This is a genomic window from Endozoicomonas sp. Z74 (genome assembly GCF_057680865.1).
Map to the genome: position 1 here is coordinate 1 of NZ_JBLYZI010000118.1, position 15,329 is coordinate 15,329.

Genomic DNA, 15,329 nt, shown 5'->3' on the forward strand with positions numbered 1-15,329 from the left:
CAACAAAATACCTGTCTCGTTACCTCGGGTGGAAAAGGTTTCTTAAAACTCAACTCTTCTCAGAGGAGGCTTTTTTAGATCAAGTTTCTATACATTGGGTAGAGCAACACTTAATTTGAACAGCGCCTTTACCACTATTTTGATATGGATACAGCTCTGAGCTTCTTTGCTTTTCTGAATGAGCTGAAAAATGCCCGCCAGCGGGACTTCGAGGGAGATGAGGGCATTGACTTAAAAAGGACACTGGGGTTTATCGGGCAAGACCTTGGTGACTCCCAAATCAGCAAAGAGCTAAGGAAACGATGGTATTGGATTTGCAAGTATTGCTGGACGCAAAGTGGAATGGCTGGCCTCTGGTCTGAAGTAATAGGTAAAGAGGCTGTTAAGGTTTTTGAGTATGATGATCAAGTTTCTGCCTCGGAGTCAGATATCGATGAATGCACTGATGATATACTGGCCAGTGCTCATGAGGATGGTATTGCACGGAAAGTGATTCATACCAACCGCTTTCAGGTCTTTGTTAAAGGGTGTTTTACTGACTGTTTTGATAAAGATAAGTGGCGGCAATATTGTGGTTTCTGGCAGGACTTATCTGATATGCCAGAAAGGGGTGAACGAAAATTAAATAAGAATATGGAGAACACATTTGAGGTTCTGAAGCATGATATCAGTAATGCTCATATGGATTTCACGCTTCGCCAGAGATTGTACTGGGCCCATCGCTATTTTTGGGCATCAAGTGGACTCCCAGAGACTGAGGACTGCAGAATTAGCTATCCATCCTTTCGTGAGAAAACGCCTTTGTTGGATTCATGAAGAAGTGAAGTTTCCCTGGTGAGTTTCAGGTACATCAGTGCAGTTGTCAGGGAGTCCCCCAGTGCTGAATGGCGTTCAATCGGATCTATCTTAAGGGCATCCGCCATGGCCTCAAACCCCAGGTCCGGCGGGTGCCAGGCATTCATCCGTTCGGCTTTCCGGCGATAAATATCCGACAGTTCAAGGGTGCGATTGGGCAGTTTGAAGGGGTAGTGCGCTTTCATCAGCCGGTTGATGAGTGCCATATCGAATTGAATCCAATAGCCCAGAATAGGGCGGCTGCCGATGAACTGGATCAATTTTTCCAGGGCTTCTTCCAGCGGTAGAGCCTGTTCCAGATCCTGGTTTCGCAGCTGATGAATTTTAATAGAGTCTGCTCTCAGGGGGCTTCGGGGGCGAATACGCAGATCCAGCTTTTCCCCGAAGATAATTCGGTGGTTGCGGATCATCAAGGCACCAATGGAGATGAGGCAGGCGTTTTTCGGATTGAGCGATGACGTTTCGGTATCCAGACAGATGATTTCATGCCCAGGTTCAGGGGCAAACAGCTGATGGTGATCAGGGTATTTGAGAGTCAGGCGTCGTCGGTAGTGCTGTCTAAGGCGCCGTGAAAGAAAGTCAGTGACCATTGTCAGAAGCGCTCCAGGTGAAAGTGGCGCCAAAGGAATTGCTTGAATTTTTTCACTGTGTGGAGGCCATGGCGCAAAAGGTCGCGATCACAGCGGCTCAGTGTTGTTATGTCGACCCGGTTGTCTGAGGTGTCTGTTGACTGGAGTAATCGATCCAGCTTCAACCGGTGAAACAGACAGAATGCCTCGTTAAGGTTTTCAGATAATTGGGGCTCAACAACGCCATTCTCAGTAAGCAACTGCAGGCGTTCAAGGGTTGAGGTGGGTTGCAGGCCAAATTCCAGAGCCAGGGATCGAACCCCGTGAATAATGGGGAATAGACCGCCTTTCTTGACATCAATCCAGTTATTGCTGGCTTGAATGCCTCCCAGAAGCCCCAGCGGTGTCCGGAATTGAAGGGCGGGCATGGCAAACTGTGCTGCCAGTCGACTGCTTCCCTCCTGGGGTTGATGAATTGATGGACTGATCTGGTTAAACAGGTCCGAGTTGCCCGCTATAGGGCGTGCATCCAGCAAAATGGCCAGCTCCATCAGTGATTCGGTGGAGCCTGAAGCTCTCAGGTACTCCAGGCGATTGCGCCACTCATGGGTGTTTGTTACCCATTTGGGGTTGCTGACCATGATATGCCCGGGGCAGGGGGGGTAGCCCAGGCCCTGCAACTTTTCTGAAAACTGTTCAAGCTGAGCCATCGGATTTTCCGGTGGGCACCAGTCTGGATCGAGTATCAGGCCATTGTCCTGGTCGGTTTTCATCATCTGCTCGCCCCGTCCTTCGCTGCCCATGACCATCAGGCAGCTGTGGTGCTGGAATGCCTCATTGAAGTGGAGCTGGTAGAGGCGTTGGATAATTTGCTCGTTCAGGGCACTGACCAGTTTCATCAGAAAGGGAATTCGAACACCGTTGTTGTGCAGGTTGCCGATGAGAGCGTCAATACTGGCGGCACACTCCTGAAGAGACGAGAAGTGGTCGGCACGCTGGATTCTCAGGGCCATAACATGGGAGTGGGTGGAAAACAGGCTGAGAACCCGGGTCAGGGGCAGGGTTCCCACGATGTTCTCTTGGTTTTCCGGTAGAGCCAGGCCTTTATTCAGGACAATGACTCGCTCGATCTTGTGCCGGGTCATTAGAATCATTGCATCAAACAGGAAGTCATCGATGGACGCGGTGATTAGTGGCGCGCTGGCCAGCCCTGAAGCCGGGTGGTCAGGAAGCAGCTTGCCCAGCGTCAGACCTTCCAGAAGATCCGTTCGGGTGACAATGCCAGGCTGATTATTTTTCACGATAATAACGGAGTCACTTTCGGAAGCCTTCATGGCCTGGACCGCTTCCAGAATGGTAGTGTCTGACCCCAGAATGGTTACTGGCTCGCAATGTTCCCGGGTGATGCGATTGAGCATGAACTCGGAGAGGTTTTGCCCCTGTTGGCGCTGATGCCAGATCTCTTGTTTGCTGGCCAGGCTGGCCTTAAACCGGTTGAGAAACTCCGGCAGGGTTTTACCGATGTCCCTGATAAGCTGAACAGGGAGCTCAAGGGTGATGGTTTCTTCCTGACACACATAGTCGTGTTTGCAGTGGCTGGAGAACAGCGCCTTGATGTCAAAAAAGTCGTTAGCGCAATAAAGCGCGAAGTGCTCCCCAGAGAGCGTTTCGTCAATGAGCCCTTTGTGGACCACATAGAAACGGTTTGTCCGCTCACCCGCCTTGAGTATTGTGTCGCCTTTGTTGTAATAGGCGATTTCCAGATGGTTATTGACCAGGGCCTGCTGTTGGGGATTGAGCAGATCAAAGGGAGGGGTTTTGAAGTCAAATAAACCGGTCATCCAGCAAGTTCCGTGTTGTTATTCTTATGCCATCAGGATTATCGCCACTATCAGCTTATGGCAGCCTGTTGACTGGAACAGATATCGAAACCCTACCACCGGCACTGACAATGGATATAAGACATTGGTCTAACCGGGGTGTATAGTCCAGAGTATGAGTAACTGACTCGTCCAGAACAATACGACGATTTGTTAATAAAAACGTCATTGAGAAGAAGTAATAGAAGAAATGACAGGATGGTTACTGGCGCTGATTGCCATTGTCTATGTGGGTGGGCTTTTTCTGGTGGCCTGGTATGGGGATTACCATGGCGAGTTATTAAGAAAGCGTTGGCAGCCGTTGATCTACAGCCTTTCTCTGGCGGTTTACTGCACTTCCTGGACCTTCTTTGGGGCGGTTGGCCAGGCAAGTCATGACCTGTGGTCTTTCCTTCCGATTTATCTTGGCCCGATTCTGGTGTTTGTTCTGTTCTGGAAGCTGCTGGTGAAAATGATCCAGGTCAGCAAAGCGGAGAACATTACCTCCATTGCTGATTTTATTGCTTCGCGCCATGGCCGCTCTCCTTTTCTGGCAATCCTGGTCACTCTGATCCTGGTTGTGGGTGTACTTCCCTATATCGCCCTGCAGCTGAAGGCAATTGTGATGGGGTTTGACCAGTTGACTGATGGCCGGTTGGGAGGGCTCGCCTGGTCTCGACAGGACATGGCGCTGGCCGTCACTTTTACCATGGCGATCTTCGTGATTATGTTCGGTACCCGGAGGCTGGATACCACAGAGCATCAGGATGGGGTGATGACAGCCATTGCCTTTGAGTCCCTGATCAAGCTGCTGGTGTTTATTCTGGTGGGCGCCTGGGTCACCTGGGTATCCTGGGATCGGGATATTTATGTGGAAACCTGGAATGTGATGGCCGGGGAATACTCGGGCAACTGGCTGGATAGCCTGGTGATACCCACCGTAATGGCGATGGCCGCGATTCTTTGCCTGCCCAGGCAGTTTCACGTTACGGTGGTGGAGAATGCCAGTATCGGGGATTTTCACAAGGCCCGCTGGTTGTTTCCATTGTATCTGGTTCTGGTTGCCTTATTTGTCCTGCCTCTGGCCATAGCCGGTCAGACTCTGCTGGGGGAGAGCATCCCCAGTGACGCCTATGTTATTGCACTGCCTAAAGCCCTGGGTAACTACCCATTGGCTGTAATCGCTTATCTGGGCGGTGTTTCTGCTGCTATCAGCATGGTGATTGTGGCAACCATTGCCCTGTCCAATATGATTTCCAATGAAATCCTTATGCCTCTTATTCTCAGGCAGTCCCGTCGTCACGGTCAGGATTTTTACCGGTTCAGTGGTTTGCTTCTCAATGTCCGGAGAACCACCATTGTCTGCCTGTTGATGATGGCTTATGTGGTTTACCGGATGCTGGATCACTCCGGTTCTCTGGCTGGAATTGGACAGATGTCGTTTGCAGCTGTTGCCCAGCTGGCACCCATTCTGGTGGGCAGCCTGTATTTCAGAGAGAGTAACAGTCGGGCGGTGATGATGGGGTTGTTGACGGGCACTCTGGTCTGGTTTTTCTGCCTGATGGTGCCGGTGCTAGCGGATTCGGGTTGGGTCGATGAGGACGTGCTGCTCACTGGACTGTTCGGGCAGGCCTGGCTTAAGCCGGAAGACCTGTTCATGCTTGGCTTGACCGATTCGGTGACCGGCACGGCCTTTCTGGCGCTGACTCTGAACATTCTGATGTATCTGCTGGGTTGCCTCTATTTCCGGCCGGGCTGGGAGGAGAAAAAACAGGCCAGAACGTTTGTGGATGCCTACCTGATGGAAGAGCAGGGTTATCAGAATCTGAATATTTCAGTGGTGGACCTCCGGGAGCTGGCGGAGCGTTTTGTGGGCAAAGGCCGGGTTGAGGCAATGATGCAAAGGTTTGGTCAGGAGAAGGGAAGGCATGCCCTGGATCTCTGGTCCCGGCAACAGCGGGCAGGACCGGATCTCCTTTCGGCAACGGAGCGGTTGCTGGCAGGCACCATGGGAGCCTCCTCTGCCCGGATCGTCATGAAATCATTGATGGCGGGTCGAGTGGCGCTGGAAGATGTCCAGGCTATGGCGGATGAGGCCTCGGAGGTTTTTCATTTTAACCGGGAGCTGCTTCAGGGGGCCATAGAGCATATCAGCCAGGGGATCAGTGTGATTGACCGGAATCTTCAGTTGGTGGCCTGGAACCGGCAATACCTGCAGTTGTTTAACTATCCGGAGGAGTTGATCCGGGCAGGCAGGCCCATTGCCGATGTAATTCGCCACAATGCCCGGCAGGGGCTTTGTGGCCCGGGTGAAGTAGAGGAGCATGTCAGAAAGCGCCTTTCCTATATGCAACAGGGAACGCCCCATAAGTCTGAGCGGTATCGGGCCGATGGTCGGGTGATCCAGATGCAGGGCAACCCCATGCCCGGTGGCGGGTTTGTGATGAGCTTTATGGACATCACCGAGTTTCGCCAGGTGGAGAGCGCTCTTAAGGAGGTGAATGAGAGCCTCGAATTACGGGTTCAGGAGCGGACCCAGGAACTATCAGAGCTGAACCAGCAATTACTGAAGGCCAAATCCCAGGCGGAACGGGTCAATGAACTGCGGTCGCGTTTTTTTACTGCCGTCAGTCATGACCTGATGCAGCCCATGAACGCTGCCCGGTTGTTTGCTGCGTCTCTGGAGTTAGAGGCAAAGGGCACTGAAGTCGAAACCCTGGCACAGCATGTGAGCAGCGCCCTTAAATCAGCGGAAAACCTGATCACTGATTTGCTGGATATGTCGCGGCTGGAGTCGGGAAAGTTGACTGCGACGATCCGTGAATTACCTCTCAATGACCTACTGGAACCCCTGATAACCGAGTTTTCGCTGCTTGCCCGGGAGGAGGGGGTCGTCTTTCGTGGCAGGGAAACCTCGGCATGGGTGAAAACGGATCCGGTGTTTCTACGGCGGGTGTTGCAGAATTTTCTGACCAATGCCTTCCGGTACAGCAGCGCCTTTCAAGGAACCGGTTTGGAGAAAGGGCGTGTTCTGATCGGTTGCCGTTATGTGGATGAAGCCTGGTTAAAGATAGAAGTAAGGGACAACGGCCCGGGTATTCCTGAAGATAAACAGCAGTTGATTTTTTCCCAGTTTCAACGCCTGGCATCGGATAACAAGGGCCTGGGACTTGGCTTGTCCATTGCTCAGGGTATGGCTGACAGTATTGGGGCCCGGATTGACCTTGTCTCTGCCCCCGCCAAAGGGGCTGTGTTCAGTATCCTGGTGCCAGTGGCAAATCGTAGAGTAAAAAAACAGCTGGTGTTGAGACCTGCAGGAAAGGATAAACCATTGCAGCTGAGCATACTTTGTATTGATGATGAACCTGAAATTCTTCAGGGAATGAGGAGTCTGCTCAGTCGGTGGGGTTGCGACGTCAGAACAGCCAATGCCATCAATCAGTCCTTTGTTGAAATATCGAAACAAAAACCGGATCTGCTGCTGGTGGATTTTCAGCTTGGAGCGATGATGACCGGGGTTGAATTGATCCAGGCAATCCGGGAGCGGTTGGGTGACGATATTCCTGCTGTGTTGGTCACTGCAGATAAACATCCGGAGTTACGTCAGCAGTGCCTTGAAAGGGACATCACTTTTCTGGGGAAACCCGTAAAACCTGCGGCTATGAGGGCAGTATTAAACCGTTACCGAGCCAGAATCCATGGATCGTCAAATGCACCAGCGTCAAATCCTCTCTCGTCAAATCAACAGTGCTGATGCCTTCAGGGTTCCGACTTGGGGGGCTCAATCTCCAGTTCCTTCATGGCAATGACGGCCTGGGTGCGGCTGCGTACCCCGAGTTTTTTGAAAATGGCAGTCACATGGGCTTTGATGGTGGCTTCAGACACTTCCAGCTCGTAGGCAATCTGCTTGTTTAACAGACCCTCGCTGATCATTCCCAATACCCGGAACTGCTGAGGTGTCAGGCTGGCCAGTTTCGACTCAATGTCATTGGCCTCTGAGGGTTCGGGCAGCACCAGGTCGCTGGGAAGCCAGTTGTCGCCTTCGAGAATCCGGGTAATGGCCTCCTTCAGTGTCTCCAGTGGCGAGGACTTAGGAATAAATCCATTGGAACCATGCTGAAGGGTTCGTTGTATCACCTGGAGATCATCTGTGGCGGAGACCACTGCCACAGGAACATCCGGGTATTGCCCTCTCAGGAAGATCAGCCCGGACAGGCCGTGGGCGCCAGGCATATGAAGATCCAGCAGGATCAGGTCCGGGGAATCCACCTGTTCCAGAACCGATTGCAGTTCGGCAATCGTGCCTGCTTCGTGAATCTCAGGGGTGTCCAGTGCCTGATTCACCGCGGCGGTCAGCGCGGTACGGAACAGGGGGTGGTCATCTGCGATTATGATTTTATTGTTCATTCTTTGAGAGTGCCACTATATGGCGGAAGGGTCAAATATCTTGGGGGGAGTGGAGGCTGGCCTGAGCCGGGCCCCTAACCTCCACTGCGTTACCCTGCTTCTGCTGCCAATCCTATACGGTTTAACGAACCCCCTTTTTTTTCAATGTGGCTGAGGAAAAATAGGACATGGTCTTGGCATTGCGGTTAATAATAGCGGGTGGGTGCTGATTGCGGATTTCATTGGCGAAGTATTCCCCAGAAAGCAGGTCATGGTGGATCGTGGAGCGCCGATCCATACCTGGCATGTCATAAAGGTTGATGGTGTTTACCATTGTGGTTCGCCAGAGTTCACCGCGATTGTCAAACTGGTCAATGGCCAGGGGGTTCCACTGGTCTTCATCGATATACAGTATTCGGGTTTTGTATCGGTTGCGGGAGCCATCTTTCAGTTCTGCCCTGACAACCCATACCCGGTGCAGCTCATACCGCATAAACTCCGGATTGGGGTGGTTCCGGGTCAGCAGGGTGTCCAGGGAGACGGAGGGATCTTCAAACCGGTAGGCGTTGTAGGGAACATACATTTCCTCTTTGCCCAGCAGGGTCCAGTTGTACTTATCGGTGGCACCATTAAAGCCGTAGGACTCATCAACGGTGCGCCAGTTGCCCAGCCCGGCCGGAGTGTCGTATTTCAGGGTGGGAGCCCGACGTACCCGGCGCAAACCTGGAGTATAGGACCAGGCGGATCTTGGTTTTTCACTCTGGTTGACGAATTCCTGGATAAGGTTTGAACGTCCTTTGTCTCTTGTAGGCAGTAATGTACTGGATATAGTGGTGGAGCGGGGATACCCCTGTTTTTGAAAGTCCTCGAAGTTGCCGTCGGGATCAAAATAAGGCGCTAGCCGGCTGAACTCGGTCACGCCCTCAAGCCGTGATCCGTCGCGATAGACAATGGCATCGGTAATCCGGTATTCGGAATAATAAGGCCAGTTGTTGAACGCCATATTCCAGATAATTTCCAGTGGCTGTTTGGGTATAGGGAAGGGGACGCTGCCAAACGCATTCACTACACCATTGCCGTCGGGTGTGAGTTCTGCCCGGGTGGCGTTGTTCCGGGCCTGCTCAATGCTGAAGGTTGAATACATGGCATCCCTGTGGCTTGGGTACACCTTCATTTGAAAGGTGTCCGGGTACCTTTTGAACAGTGCTTGCATGCCAGTGGTCAGTTTTTGCTTATGTTGCTCCCAGTTGTCAGCGGTGATCACAAGGAGTGGCTTTTCGTCCGTGTAAGGATCCGTATAGTACCCGCCGGGCTGGTAGTCTTCTGGCGGGGTAAAATCAGGGTTCCAGGGTGGGATTGTGCCTTCTGCATTACCTGCCCGTTCAGCTCCGAAAGGTGTCAGCTCTTTCCCGAGCCGCTGGGCCTCCAGTTCACTGACTTTTGCGTAGCTGGTCATACTGAAAGCGATCAGGCTGCCGAGAGCGATGGATTTTATGGTTGTCATATTCATGGAGTTACCTCTGGATATTGTTAACAGGGCATACTGGCCGTGAGAGGATCACTGGCGCGAGTCTTCCAGGGTGACGATTCCGTTACGAGTGCCACTGACCAGCTTCCTACCCGGTAAAAAGTTGATGGACAGCATGGGGTTGTCCAGCCGTTTGCCGCTGCCAATAAACAGCTCTTTGACCAGAGAGCCCGTCCGGTAGTCGAGGGCTGAGAGGTACCAGGCGTGAACGTTGTTACCCAACCCCGGACGTCTGCCGTACTGATAAAGCACTCCGTCGGCAGTGGAAAGCCTTGGCGGTGTCTGTGAGGTCACCTGGTAATTTTCCCAGATCAGCTGACACTGCTTATGGTCCGCTGAGACATCCACTCTGGCGGTGCCGGGCTCAAACTCCCCCAGGTCAAAAAACTCACCCCCGGCGTTGTTCTGAATCAGCAGGGAGCGGTCGTAACCCACCATGGTGTTGCGCAACTCACTCCGTCCCGGTTTAAACAGGGGTTTCCGGCAGACCAGGCGTTGATCATCGGTCAGTAGTTCACCTGAGGTTTTTAATACCACCAGGAGCCCTCTGTCCCGAGATTGCTCTGTGCCATTCAGGCCGATTGCCATGAGTCTGCCCTGGTCAAACAGGGTTGGTGCTGTCAGATCATCTGAATCCGAGACTCCGAATTCCCAGCGCCACCGTTGTATGATTTTTCCCTCAGGGCTGAATTCCATGCGATAGATCGCTTTGCTGCTGTGAACATAAGCGGCTTCTTCTGTCACTGACAGTGCGGCACCAATGGTTTCCTGGCTGTCTTTCCGGCCATTGGCAGAGCCAATGTAGACAACCTGCGTCCGGCCCGTTGTGGTGTTGAGATAGCCCAGTTGCCCATAACCGGTCATAAACCAGTAGTTTCCCTGCCAGTCGGGAACCACGTCCAGAGGAGACATTCCCTCTTCAAGAACGGCAGAGATATCCCAGCGTTTGTCAATTTGCCAGTGAGTATTGTCAGGGTCCGTGTCATTGACGCTGTATAGACGGATATCCTGGGCCGGAGTTGGAACAATCACCCGGCCCTTGTTATCCATCCTTGAGTACCAGCCCCCTGCCGGATCAAGCAGGCCGTTTCTCGGGGGGATATCCGCCTGGGCCAGGACCTTAAACTGATTTTCCGGATCGAACAGCGTCAGCTGGCTGGGGCCATCAAGAGCAATACAGGCGGAAGCCAGGCGGTTTTTCAAATCCCTTAACATGGGGGTGCACAGTGCCAGCTCGTTTCCAGGCAGGGCTTTGGGTGCATAGGCTTTTGGGAGGTAGCCAACAGGTCCCCCATGATGGCTGACACTGCTGTTATAGCTGTCTGCATGAACACCTCCGCTGTCGTATTCATCCAGCATGTAAGGGTGGTCCGGCATGGGGAGCTGGGGAAGAGGGGCTGGTTGAAAAGAGTCGCTGGTGGCAACTTTTGAGGGCACCTCAATGCCTTGCTCAAGGGTGACCTGGGTTCTGTCTGAGCCATCCGCCAGCTGGTCAACGCTGCCAATGTCAACGAACATATCATAAAGTCGCCGGGCATCACTGCATCCCGTTATAAACAGGACAGTCGTCGTGCATAGGAGGAGAGTGGTGAGCTTATACGCTATTTGTCTTATTTTTATCATGACAGCAATGTTAATGTGATTATATTAATTAGGGCTTCAGGGTAAAGTAATGTGATCGCATTATCAATATCCCAGAGGTTGGGTTCCCCTCTGGCAAGAAAATATCAGGGTAAAACTATTCAGTGTGCCTGATTTTCCTCTGTGAGTGTGGTACACACTGTTTATCTTTTTCTACGATGATTTCATTGACGTTTTTCCATGAACCACTCTGAAGCTACAGCGTATTCATCTCCGGGAGCGGAGAAAAAAAAGGAGGCCCGCGTTGCATTAATACGCTCAGCAGTGCGATTAATGGGAATGCAAGGGGTCAGTGGTGTCTCGCTCAATGAGATAGTCCGTCAGGCAGGGCAGCGAAATGCCTCGGCACTTCACTATCATTTCGGGAACCGGGCTGGCCTGGTTCAGGCTATTTTTGATTACTACACTCCGGCGATTGAAGCCCGGCGTATGGAGATGATCCAGGCTTTACTGGATAGCCCTGATGCCAGGACGGTTCAATTTGAGGACATAGCGCGGTTGGCGGTGATGCCGCTGGTTGAGCAGCTGGATCGACAGGATGGAGGTCGGGATTATCTGCGCTTTACGGCCAATGTTCATCATCAGACTCTGGATCCCGATCCTCAAGATCAGAGAGAAAACAGGGCGCTGGAAGGTTTGCAGACCTTGACGGCTTCTCTGACGGAGGGAATGCCTTCGCACCTGCTTCTGAGCCGAAAAGCCATGGCCAAAGCAGTGGTTTTGCACTCTTTATCGGACTATTGTCGTCAGTGTGACCGGGATCCGGGTTATGACCAAAAACAGCGAGAAGACTTTATTCAGACATTAACAGGGGCTTTGACCAGTATTTTTACTGCGCCATATAGCCACCGCTGATGTGCTTCGGGTCATTATGAGAGTGCCCAGGCCTCAGGCCCCTCTGGGGCTGACCGGGCTGAAGCACTCCGGGTTTTTACCATGGATATTGGCGTAAAATGCCTGGATTTGATGAAGGTCCTTGTTAATGTCATCACCGGGCTCAATGATCGGGCCAAAACCACCCACGCGGTTCCTGAAATCCAGATAAGCAAGGACGATGGGGACTCCTGCATTTTTCGCCATATGATAAAAACCGGTTCGCCAGCGTTCGCCCCTGGAGCGGGTCCCTTCCGGGCAGATGACCAGGCCAAACTTGCGGTGTTGTTTGAAGGTGCAGACGGTCTGGTCAACCAGGCTGCCCCTGCGGCACCGGCCATTCCGGTCAAGAGGAATACCTCCCATCCAGCGCATGACCGGGTTTAAAGGTCCCCGGAACAGGGTATGTTTTCCCACCCAGTAGCAGTGAACGCCGGTGGCCAACCCTATGGCCATGCCGAACACAAAGTCCCAGTTACTGGTGTGGGGGGCGCCAACCAGGACATAACGGGCAAGCCTGGGAGGCTTTCCGTCAATGCTCCAGCCGGACAGTTTAAGAAAAACTCTGGCAAACAGTGCAAAACACTGGCTGATGACAGGTGTGTTGAAAATGGTGACACGCATGGTGCTTGTTAATGCCTTAACTTCTCTGGAACCAAAGAAGCTGTGTTGAAAGCAAACGGGTTAACCGGAGGCTTTGAAGACAACTTCAAGGGGACTTTTCAATAAAACCAAGGCTCACTCTCCCACACCATAAATGGATGTTTGGGGGAATGGCCTGTGACTGTCTTTACCCTGCTTTTTACTCTGCTCTGTACTTCAAGAACGTCGAGTAACAGGGAAACGCAAAAGGGTTCTGGGCAAGTGCGCTGATTTTGGTAAGATAGGAAACACAAATATTACTGTGTATCTATACAGCTTTATGCCCTGAATTCGATTGAAATATGACTGACAGTGATGCCGCTCTCCGGCAAAAGGTTCTCCAGCAAAAGGTTATTCGTCAAAAGATAGCCCAGCGAAAAATCATTCATATCGATTTTGACGCCTTTTTTGCCAGCATTGAAATACGTGATAATCCCAGGTTGTCAGGGCGGCCTGTTGCTGTCGGGGGGGCGTCTGATCGAAGGGGCGTCATAGCAACCTGCAACTATGAGGCGAGACGTTTTGGTGTTCATTCGGCCATGGCATCTGCACAGGCTTTGCGGCTATGCCCCGAGCTGAAAATCATTCCGCCCCGCTTTTCCGTCTATAAAGAAGCCTCAGAAAAAGCCCATGCCATCTTTGGGCAATACACTGATTTTATTGAACCTTTGTCTCTGGATGAAGCGTATCTTGATGTCAGTTCCACCCCCCTCTGCCAGGGAAGTGCGACCCTGATGGCGGAAGAGATTCGGCAGAAAATTCGAGACCAGTTACAGGTGACGGTATCCGCTGGGGTGGCGCCCAATAAGTTTCTGGCCAAAATTGCCAGTGACTGGAACAAGCCGGATGGGCTTTTTGTCATCACGCCGGACCAGGTGGATCACTTTATTTTCGAACTGCCTGTGAGAAAAATTCATGGGGTGGGTAAGGTCACCGCTGGCAAGCTGCATAAAAAGGGCATAGAAACCTGTGGTCAGTTGCGCCAATACTCCCTGCCAGAGCTGAGCCGATGGTTCGGGAGTTTTGGCGAACGGTTGTGGGAGCTTTCCCGTGGTATGGATGATCGACCGGTACAGACGGATCGCCGCAGGAAGTCCTTGTCGGTAGAGCACACTTATGATCAGGATCTTCCCGACGAACAGGCCGTTCTCGACAAAGTGGAGCCGCTGCTGGATGATCTGCAGCACCGGTTTCAGAGGATAAAAGGAGAGTACGGCGTCAGTAAGCACTTCGTCAAAGTCAAGTTTTCGGATTTCACCCAGACGACCCTTGAAGAAGGGGTTGAGCAGACGGGGGCGTCTTCCGGTGATCATTTCCGCCGCTTAATGCTGAGAGCCTGGCAGAGAGGGCAACGCCCGGTCCGGTTACTGGGGATTGGATTGAGGCTGGTGGACCTCAGGGCTCCTGATGCCCAGGAGCAGCTGGAACTGTTTGCCAAGCCCGAGGCGCGCATTTAGTGCGGTGTTATGGCTTCACAGACGCAATACCTTTCTACCAGTTGCCCCAGCGCACTGGCCAGCAGGCAGTATCCGACAAACCAGTAGAAGCCCCCATGCAGTTGAGCACTGAACTGAATAACAGCACTTTGCACGTTTGAAGCATTGGCCGCCAGGCAGGCAATCAGGACGCCCATGGCAAACACATCGGCCATGGACCACTTACTTAAAACCCCGTTGATCCGGATCACTTTTCTCTGAAAAGCAGCCTGGCTACTGGAAAGGAAGCTGACCAGCATCAGACAGAGGATTTTTACCGTGGGGATAATCACGCTGAAAAGAACAATTAACAGGGCAACCAGCTGATACCCACTGTCCCAGAGGTCTTTTGCCGTTCCCAGGATGGAGCGGGTTTTGTCATAGACCCTTGATTGCCCTTCTACTTTCAGGTTGCTCAGAAACTGGGTGGCCATAGAGGTCATGGCCGGATGCAGATTCTGTTCCTTAATGAGCTTCTTGCCTTCATTCACCAGTGCCTGGCGGTTCAGGTCCGCTTTCAGGGTGATCATCGGTTGGGTCAGACCAGGAATCAGCAGTGCCAGAGTCGCAGCTATCACCAGCAGTGGGAAAAGTTTTCTCCTCAGCATGAATCACCTCATAAATCACAATCCATCCATTCTGGTTCAAAAAACAGCAAATGCAAACATCATATCAGCAGGAATGTGTATTTTGTTATTTGATCTATACCCTTCTGTTAGTGATATTGGCGGTTGTTTAACTAGTATTAGCTGATTCCTATTTTTTCTAGATGATAAAGGTTTTTCAAGAATCAATTGAGATCGCGGTAGCGGTTATTTTATGGAGGTTAAAGATGGATTCATTACCAGGTCAACAAATTGGTCAGCACTGTCCTTTGGGGGCTGCGGATGGATCACAGAATAACTGTAAAGGTTCAGAAACGGGTTGGTTCTTTGCCAGGAAGGTAAAGGTCGTTATAGGCATTTTACCAAAAATGCTGTCTCAATTTGAAAGCGGTGCCCGTCAGCATTTATCTGATCTTTTTGATTTTATTATTACAACTGTAAAGAGAACTACTGGGTTCTTATTTTCTAAGAAAAATAGAGATACCCCAAACCCTGAGAGACATGCTCATACAGGTGATATATGGATGCCACCAAATGAGAACGTAGTAAAAATCTCTTTGAATAAGGGTACAAGGACAGAGGGTTCCCAGTCACCGCAGCTGGAGCAAACGGCTAGAACATTGCAGCAAGCTTCTGTGAAAGATAATGTCTTTAATTCCAGGGCTTCTTTTCAGGATTTGTTGTCCGAAACGGATAATTTTCTACAGGGGCTCGTGCCGCTAAAGCCAGAGATGTATGCTCATGAAGTTAACATAGAGGTGCCAGTAGACAGGGCAAAAACATGATCACCAATTGAACAGCGCCATCAAGAAACAGCCTGTATAATCAGGGTTTTTCCTGTCTTTCGATGTCTGCAAAAGCCCTGTTTTCCAAATTCTCCTCGCTCACTGATAAGC

12 protein-coding genes are annotated in these 15,329 nt (G+C 51.6%); 5 read left to right on the plus strand and 7 right to left on the minus strand.

The window, feature by feature from the left end:
• Positions 1-144 precede the first annotated feature (144 nt).
• The gene (locus tag ACNRUY_RS22815) at positions 145-816 is read left to right on the plus strand and encodes a hypothetical protein (protein ID WP_488113967.1); all 672 of its coding nucleotides are present in this window, start codon (positions 145-147) and stop codon (positions 814-816) included.
• Here ACNRUY_RS22815 and ACNRUY_RS22820 read toward each other — a convergent pair.
• Positions 774-1,445, minus strand: a complete 672-nt coding sequence (locus ACNRUY_RS22820; protein WP_488113968.1) for a 3'-5' exonuclease — start codon at positions 1,443-1,445, stop codon at positions 774-776. The genes ACNRUY_RS22815 and ACNRUY_RS22820 overlap by 43 nt on opposite strands.
• Before the next feature lie 2 nt (positions 1,446-1,447).
• Complete coding sequence (locus tag ACNRUY_RS22825; RefSeq protein WP_488113969.1) at positions 1,448-3,265, minus strand: DUF294 nucleotidyltransferase-like domain-containing protein; 1,818 nt, start codon at positions 3,263-3,265, stop codon at positions 1,448-1,450.
• Positions 3,266-3,494: 229 nt separating this feature from the next.
• Between ACNRUY_RS22825 and ACNRUY_RS22830 the strand changes: the two genes are divergently transcribed.
• Complete coding sequence (locus ACNRUY_RS22830) at positions 3,495-7,037, plus strand: hybrid sensor histidine kinase/response regulator (RefSeq protein WP_488113970.1); 3,543 nt, start codon at positions 3,495-3,497, stop codon at positions 7,035-7,037.
• Between the two features lie 5 nt (positions 7,038-7,042).
• Here the strand turns inward: ACNRUY_RS22830 and ACNRUY_RS22835 are convergent, their stop codons facing one another.
• The 3 genes from ACNRUY_RS22835 to ACNRUY_RS22845 all read right to left on the minus strand — a co-directional run bounded on the left by ACNRUY_RS22835 (position 7,043) and on the right by ACNRUY_RS22845 (position 10,715).
• Positions 7,043-7,690 carry a response regulator transcription factor gene (locus tag ACNRUY_RS22835; RefSeq protein WP_488113971.1) on the minus strand — a complete coding sequence of 216 codons (648 nt, stop codon included), beginning with the start codon at positions 7,688-7,690 and terminating at the stop codon, positions 7,043-7,045.
• A gap of 121 nt (positions 7,691-7,811) precedes the next feature.
• Entirely contained in the window at positions 7,812-9,179 is a 1,368-nt protein-coding gene (locus tag ACNRUY_RS22840; protein WP_488113972.1) for a DUF1329 domain-containing protein, read from the minus strand.
• Positions 9,180-9,227: 48 nt separating this feature from the next.
• Positions 9,228-10,715 (minus strand): hypothetical protein, encoded by a 1,488-nt coding sequence (locus tag ACNRUY_RS22845; protein ID WP_488113973.1) that lies wholly within the window; start codon positions 10,713-10,715, stop codon positions 9,228-9,230.
• A gap of 303 nt (positions 10,716-11,018) precedes the next feature.
• Between ACNRUY_RS22845 and ACNRUY_RS22850 the strand changes: the two genes are divergently transcribed.
• The gene (locus ACNRUY_RS22850) at positions 11,019-11,693 is read left to right on the plus strand and encodes a TetR/AcrR family transcriptional regulator (protein WP_488113974.1); all 675 of its coding nucleotides are present in this window, start codon (positions 11,019-11,021) and stop codon (positions 11,691-11,693) included.
• A gap of 33 nt (positions 11,694-11,726) precedes the next feature.
• Here the strand turns inward: ACNRUY_RS22850 and ACNRUY_RS22855 are convergent, their stop codons facing one another.
• Positions 11,727-12,335 (minus strand): lysophospholipid acyltransferase family protein, encoded by a 609-nt coding sequence (locus tag ACNRUY_RS22855; RefSeq protein ID WP_488113975.1) that lies wholly within the window; start codon positions 12,333-12,335, stop codon positions 11,727-11,729.
• 320 nt (positions 12,336-12,655) lie between these two features.
• On the opposite strand from ACNRUY_RS22855, the gene dinB reads away from it, so the two are divergent.
• Complete coding sequence (gene dinB / locus ACNRUY_RS22860) at positions 12,656-13,810, plus strand: DNA polymerase IV (RefSeq protein ID WP_488113976.1); 1,155 nt, start codon at positions 12,656-12,658, stop codon at positions 13,808-13,810.
• Here the strand turns inward: dinB and ACNRUY_RS22865 are convergent.
• Positions 13,807-14,436 (minus strand): paraquat-inducible protein A, encoded by a 630-nt coding sequence (locus tag ACNRUY_RS22865; protein ID WP_488113977.1) that lies wholly within the window; start codon positions 14,434-14,436, stop codon positions 13,807-13,809. The genes dinB and ACNRUY_RS22865 overlap by 4 nt on opposite strands.
• Before the next feature lie 224 nt (positions 14,437-14,660).
• Between ACNRUY_RS22865 and ACNRUY_RS22870 the strand changes: the two genes are divergently transcribed.
• The gene (locus tag ACNRUY_RS22870) at positions 14,661-15,218 is read left to right on the plus strand and encodes a hypothetical protein (protein ID WP_488113978.1); all 558 of its coding nucleotides are present in this window, start codon (positions 14,661-14,663) and stop codon (positions 15,216-15,218) included.
• Positions 15,219-15,329: the final 111 nt, after the last annotated feature.

Bases quoted from the DNA above. Each gene is read 5' to 3' on its own strand.
- ACNRUY_RS22840 (WP_488113972.1), bottom strand. From the start codon at position 9,179: ATGAATATGACAACCATAAAATCCATCGCTCTCGGCAGCCTGATCGCT.
- ACNRUY_RS22820 (WP_488113968.1), bottom strand. From the start codon at position 1,445: ATGGTCACTGACTTTCTTTCACGGCGCCTTAGACAGCACTACCGACGA.
- ACNRUY_RS22855 (WP_488113975.1), bottom strand. From the start codon at position 12,335: ATGCGTGTCACCATTTTCAACACACCTGTCATCAGCCAGTGTTTTGCA.
- ACNRUY_RS22870 (WP_488113978.1), top strand. From the start codon at position 14,661: ATGGATTCATTACCAGGTCAACAAATTGGTCAGCACTGTCCTTTGGGG.
- ACNRUY_RS22845 (WP_488113973.1), bottom strand. From the start codon at position 10,715: ATGTTCGTTGACATTGGCAGCGTTGACCAGCTGGCGGATGGCTCAGAC.
- dinB (WP_488113976.1), top strand. From the start codon at position 12,656: ATGACTGACAGTGATGCCGCTCTCCGGCAAAAGGTTCTCCAGCAAAAG.
- ACNRUY_RS22815 (WP_488113967.1), top strand. From the start codon at position 145: ATGGATACAGCTCTGAGCTTCTTTGCTTTTCTGAATGAGCTGAAAAAT.
- ACNRUY_RS22865 (WP_488113977.1), bottom strand. From the start codon at position 14,436: ATGCTGAGGAGAAAACTTTTCCCACTGCTGGTGATAGCTGCGACTCTG.
- ACNRUY_RS22825 (WP_488113969.1), bottom strand. From the start codon at position 3,265: ATGACCGGTTTATTTGACTTCAAAACCCCTCCCTTTGATCTGCTCAAT.
- ACNRUY_RS22850 (WP_488113974.1), top strand. From the start codon at position 11,019: ATGAACCACTCTGAAGCTACAGCGTATTCATCTCCGGGAGCGGAGAAA.
- ACNRUY_RS22835 (WP_488113971.1), bottom strand. From the start codon at position 7,690: ATGAACAATAAAATCATAATCGCAGATGACCACCCCCTGTTCCGTACC.
- ACNRUY_RS22830 (WP_488113970.1), top strand. From the start codon at position 3,495: ATGACAGGATGGTTACTGGCGCTGATTGCCATTGTCTATGTGGGTGGG.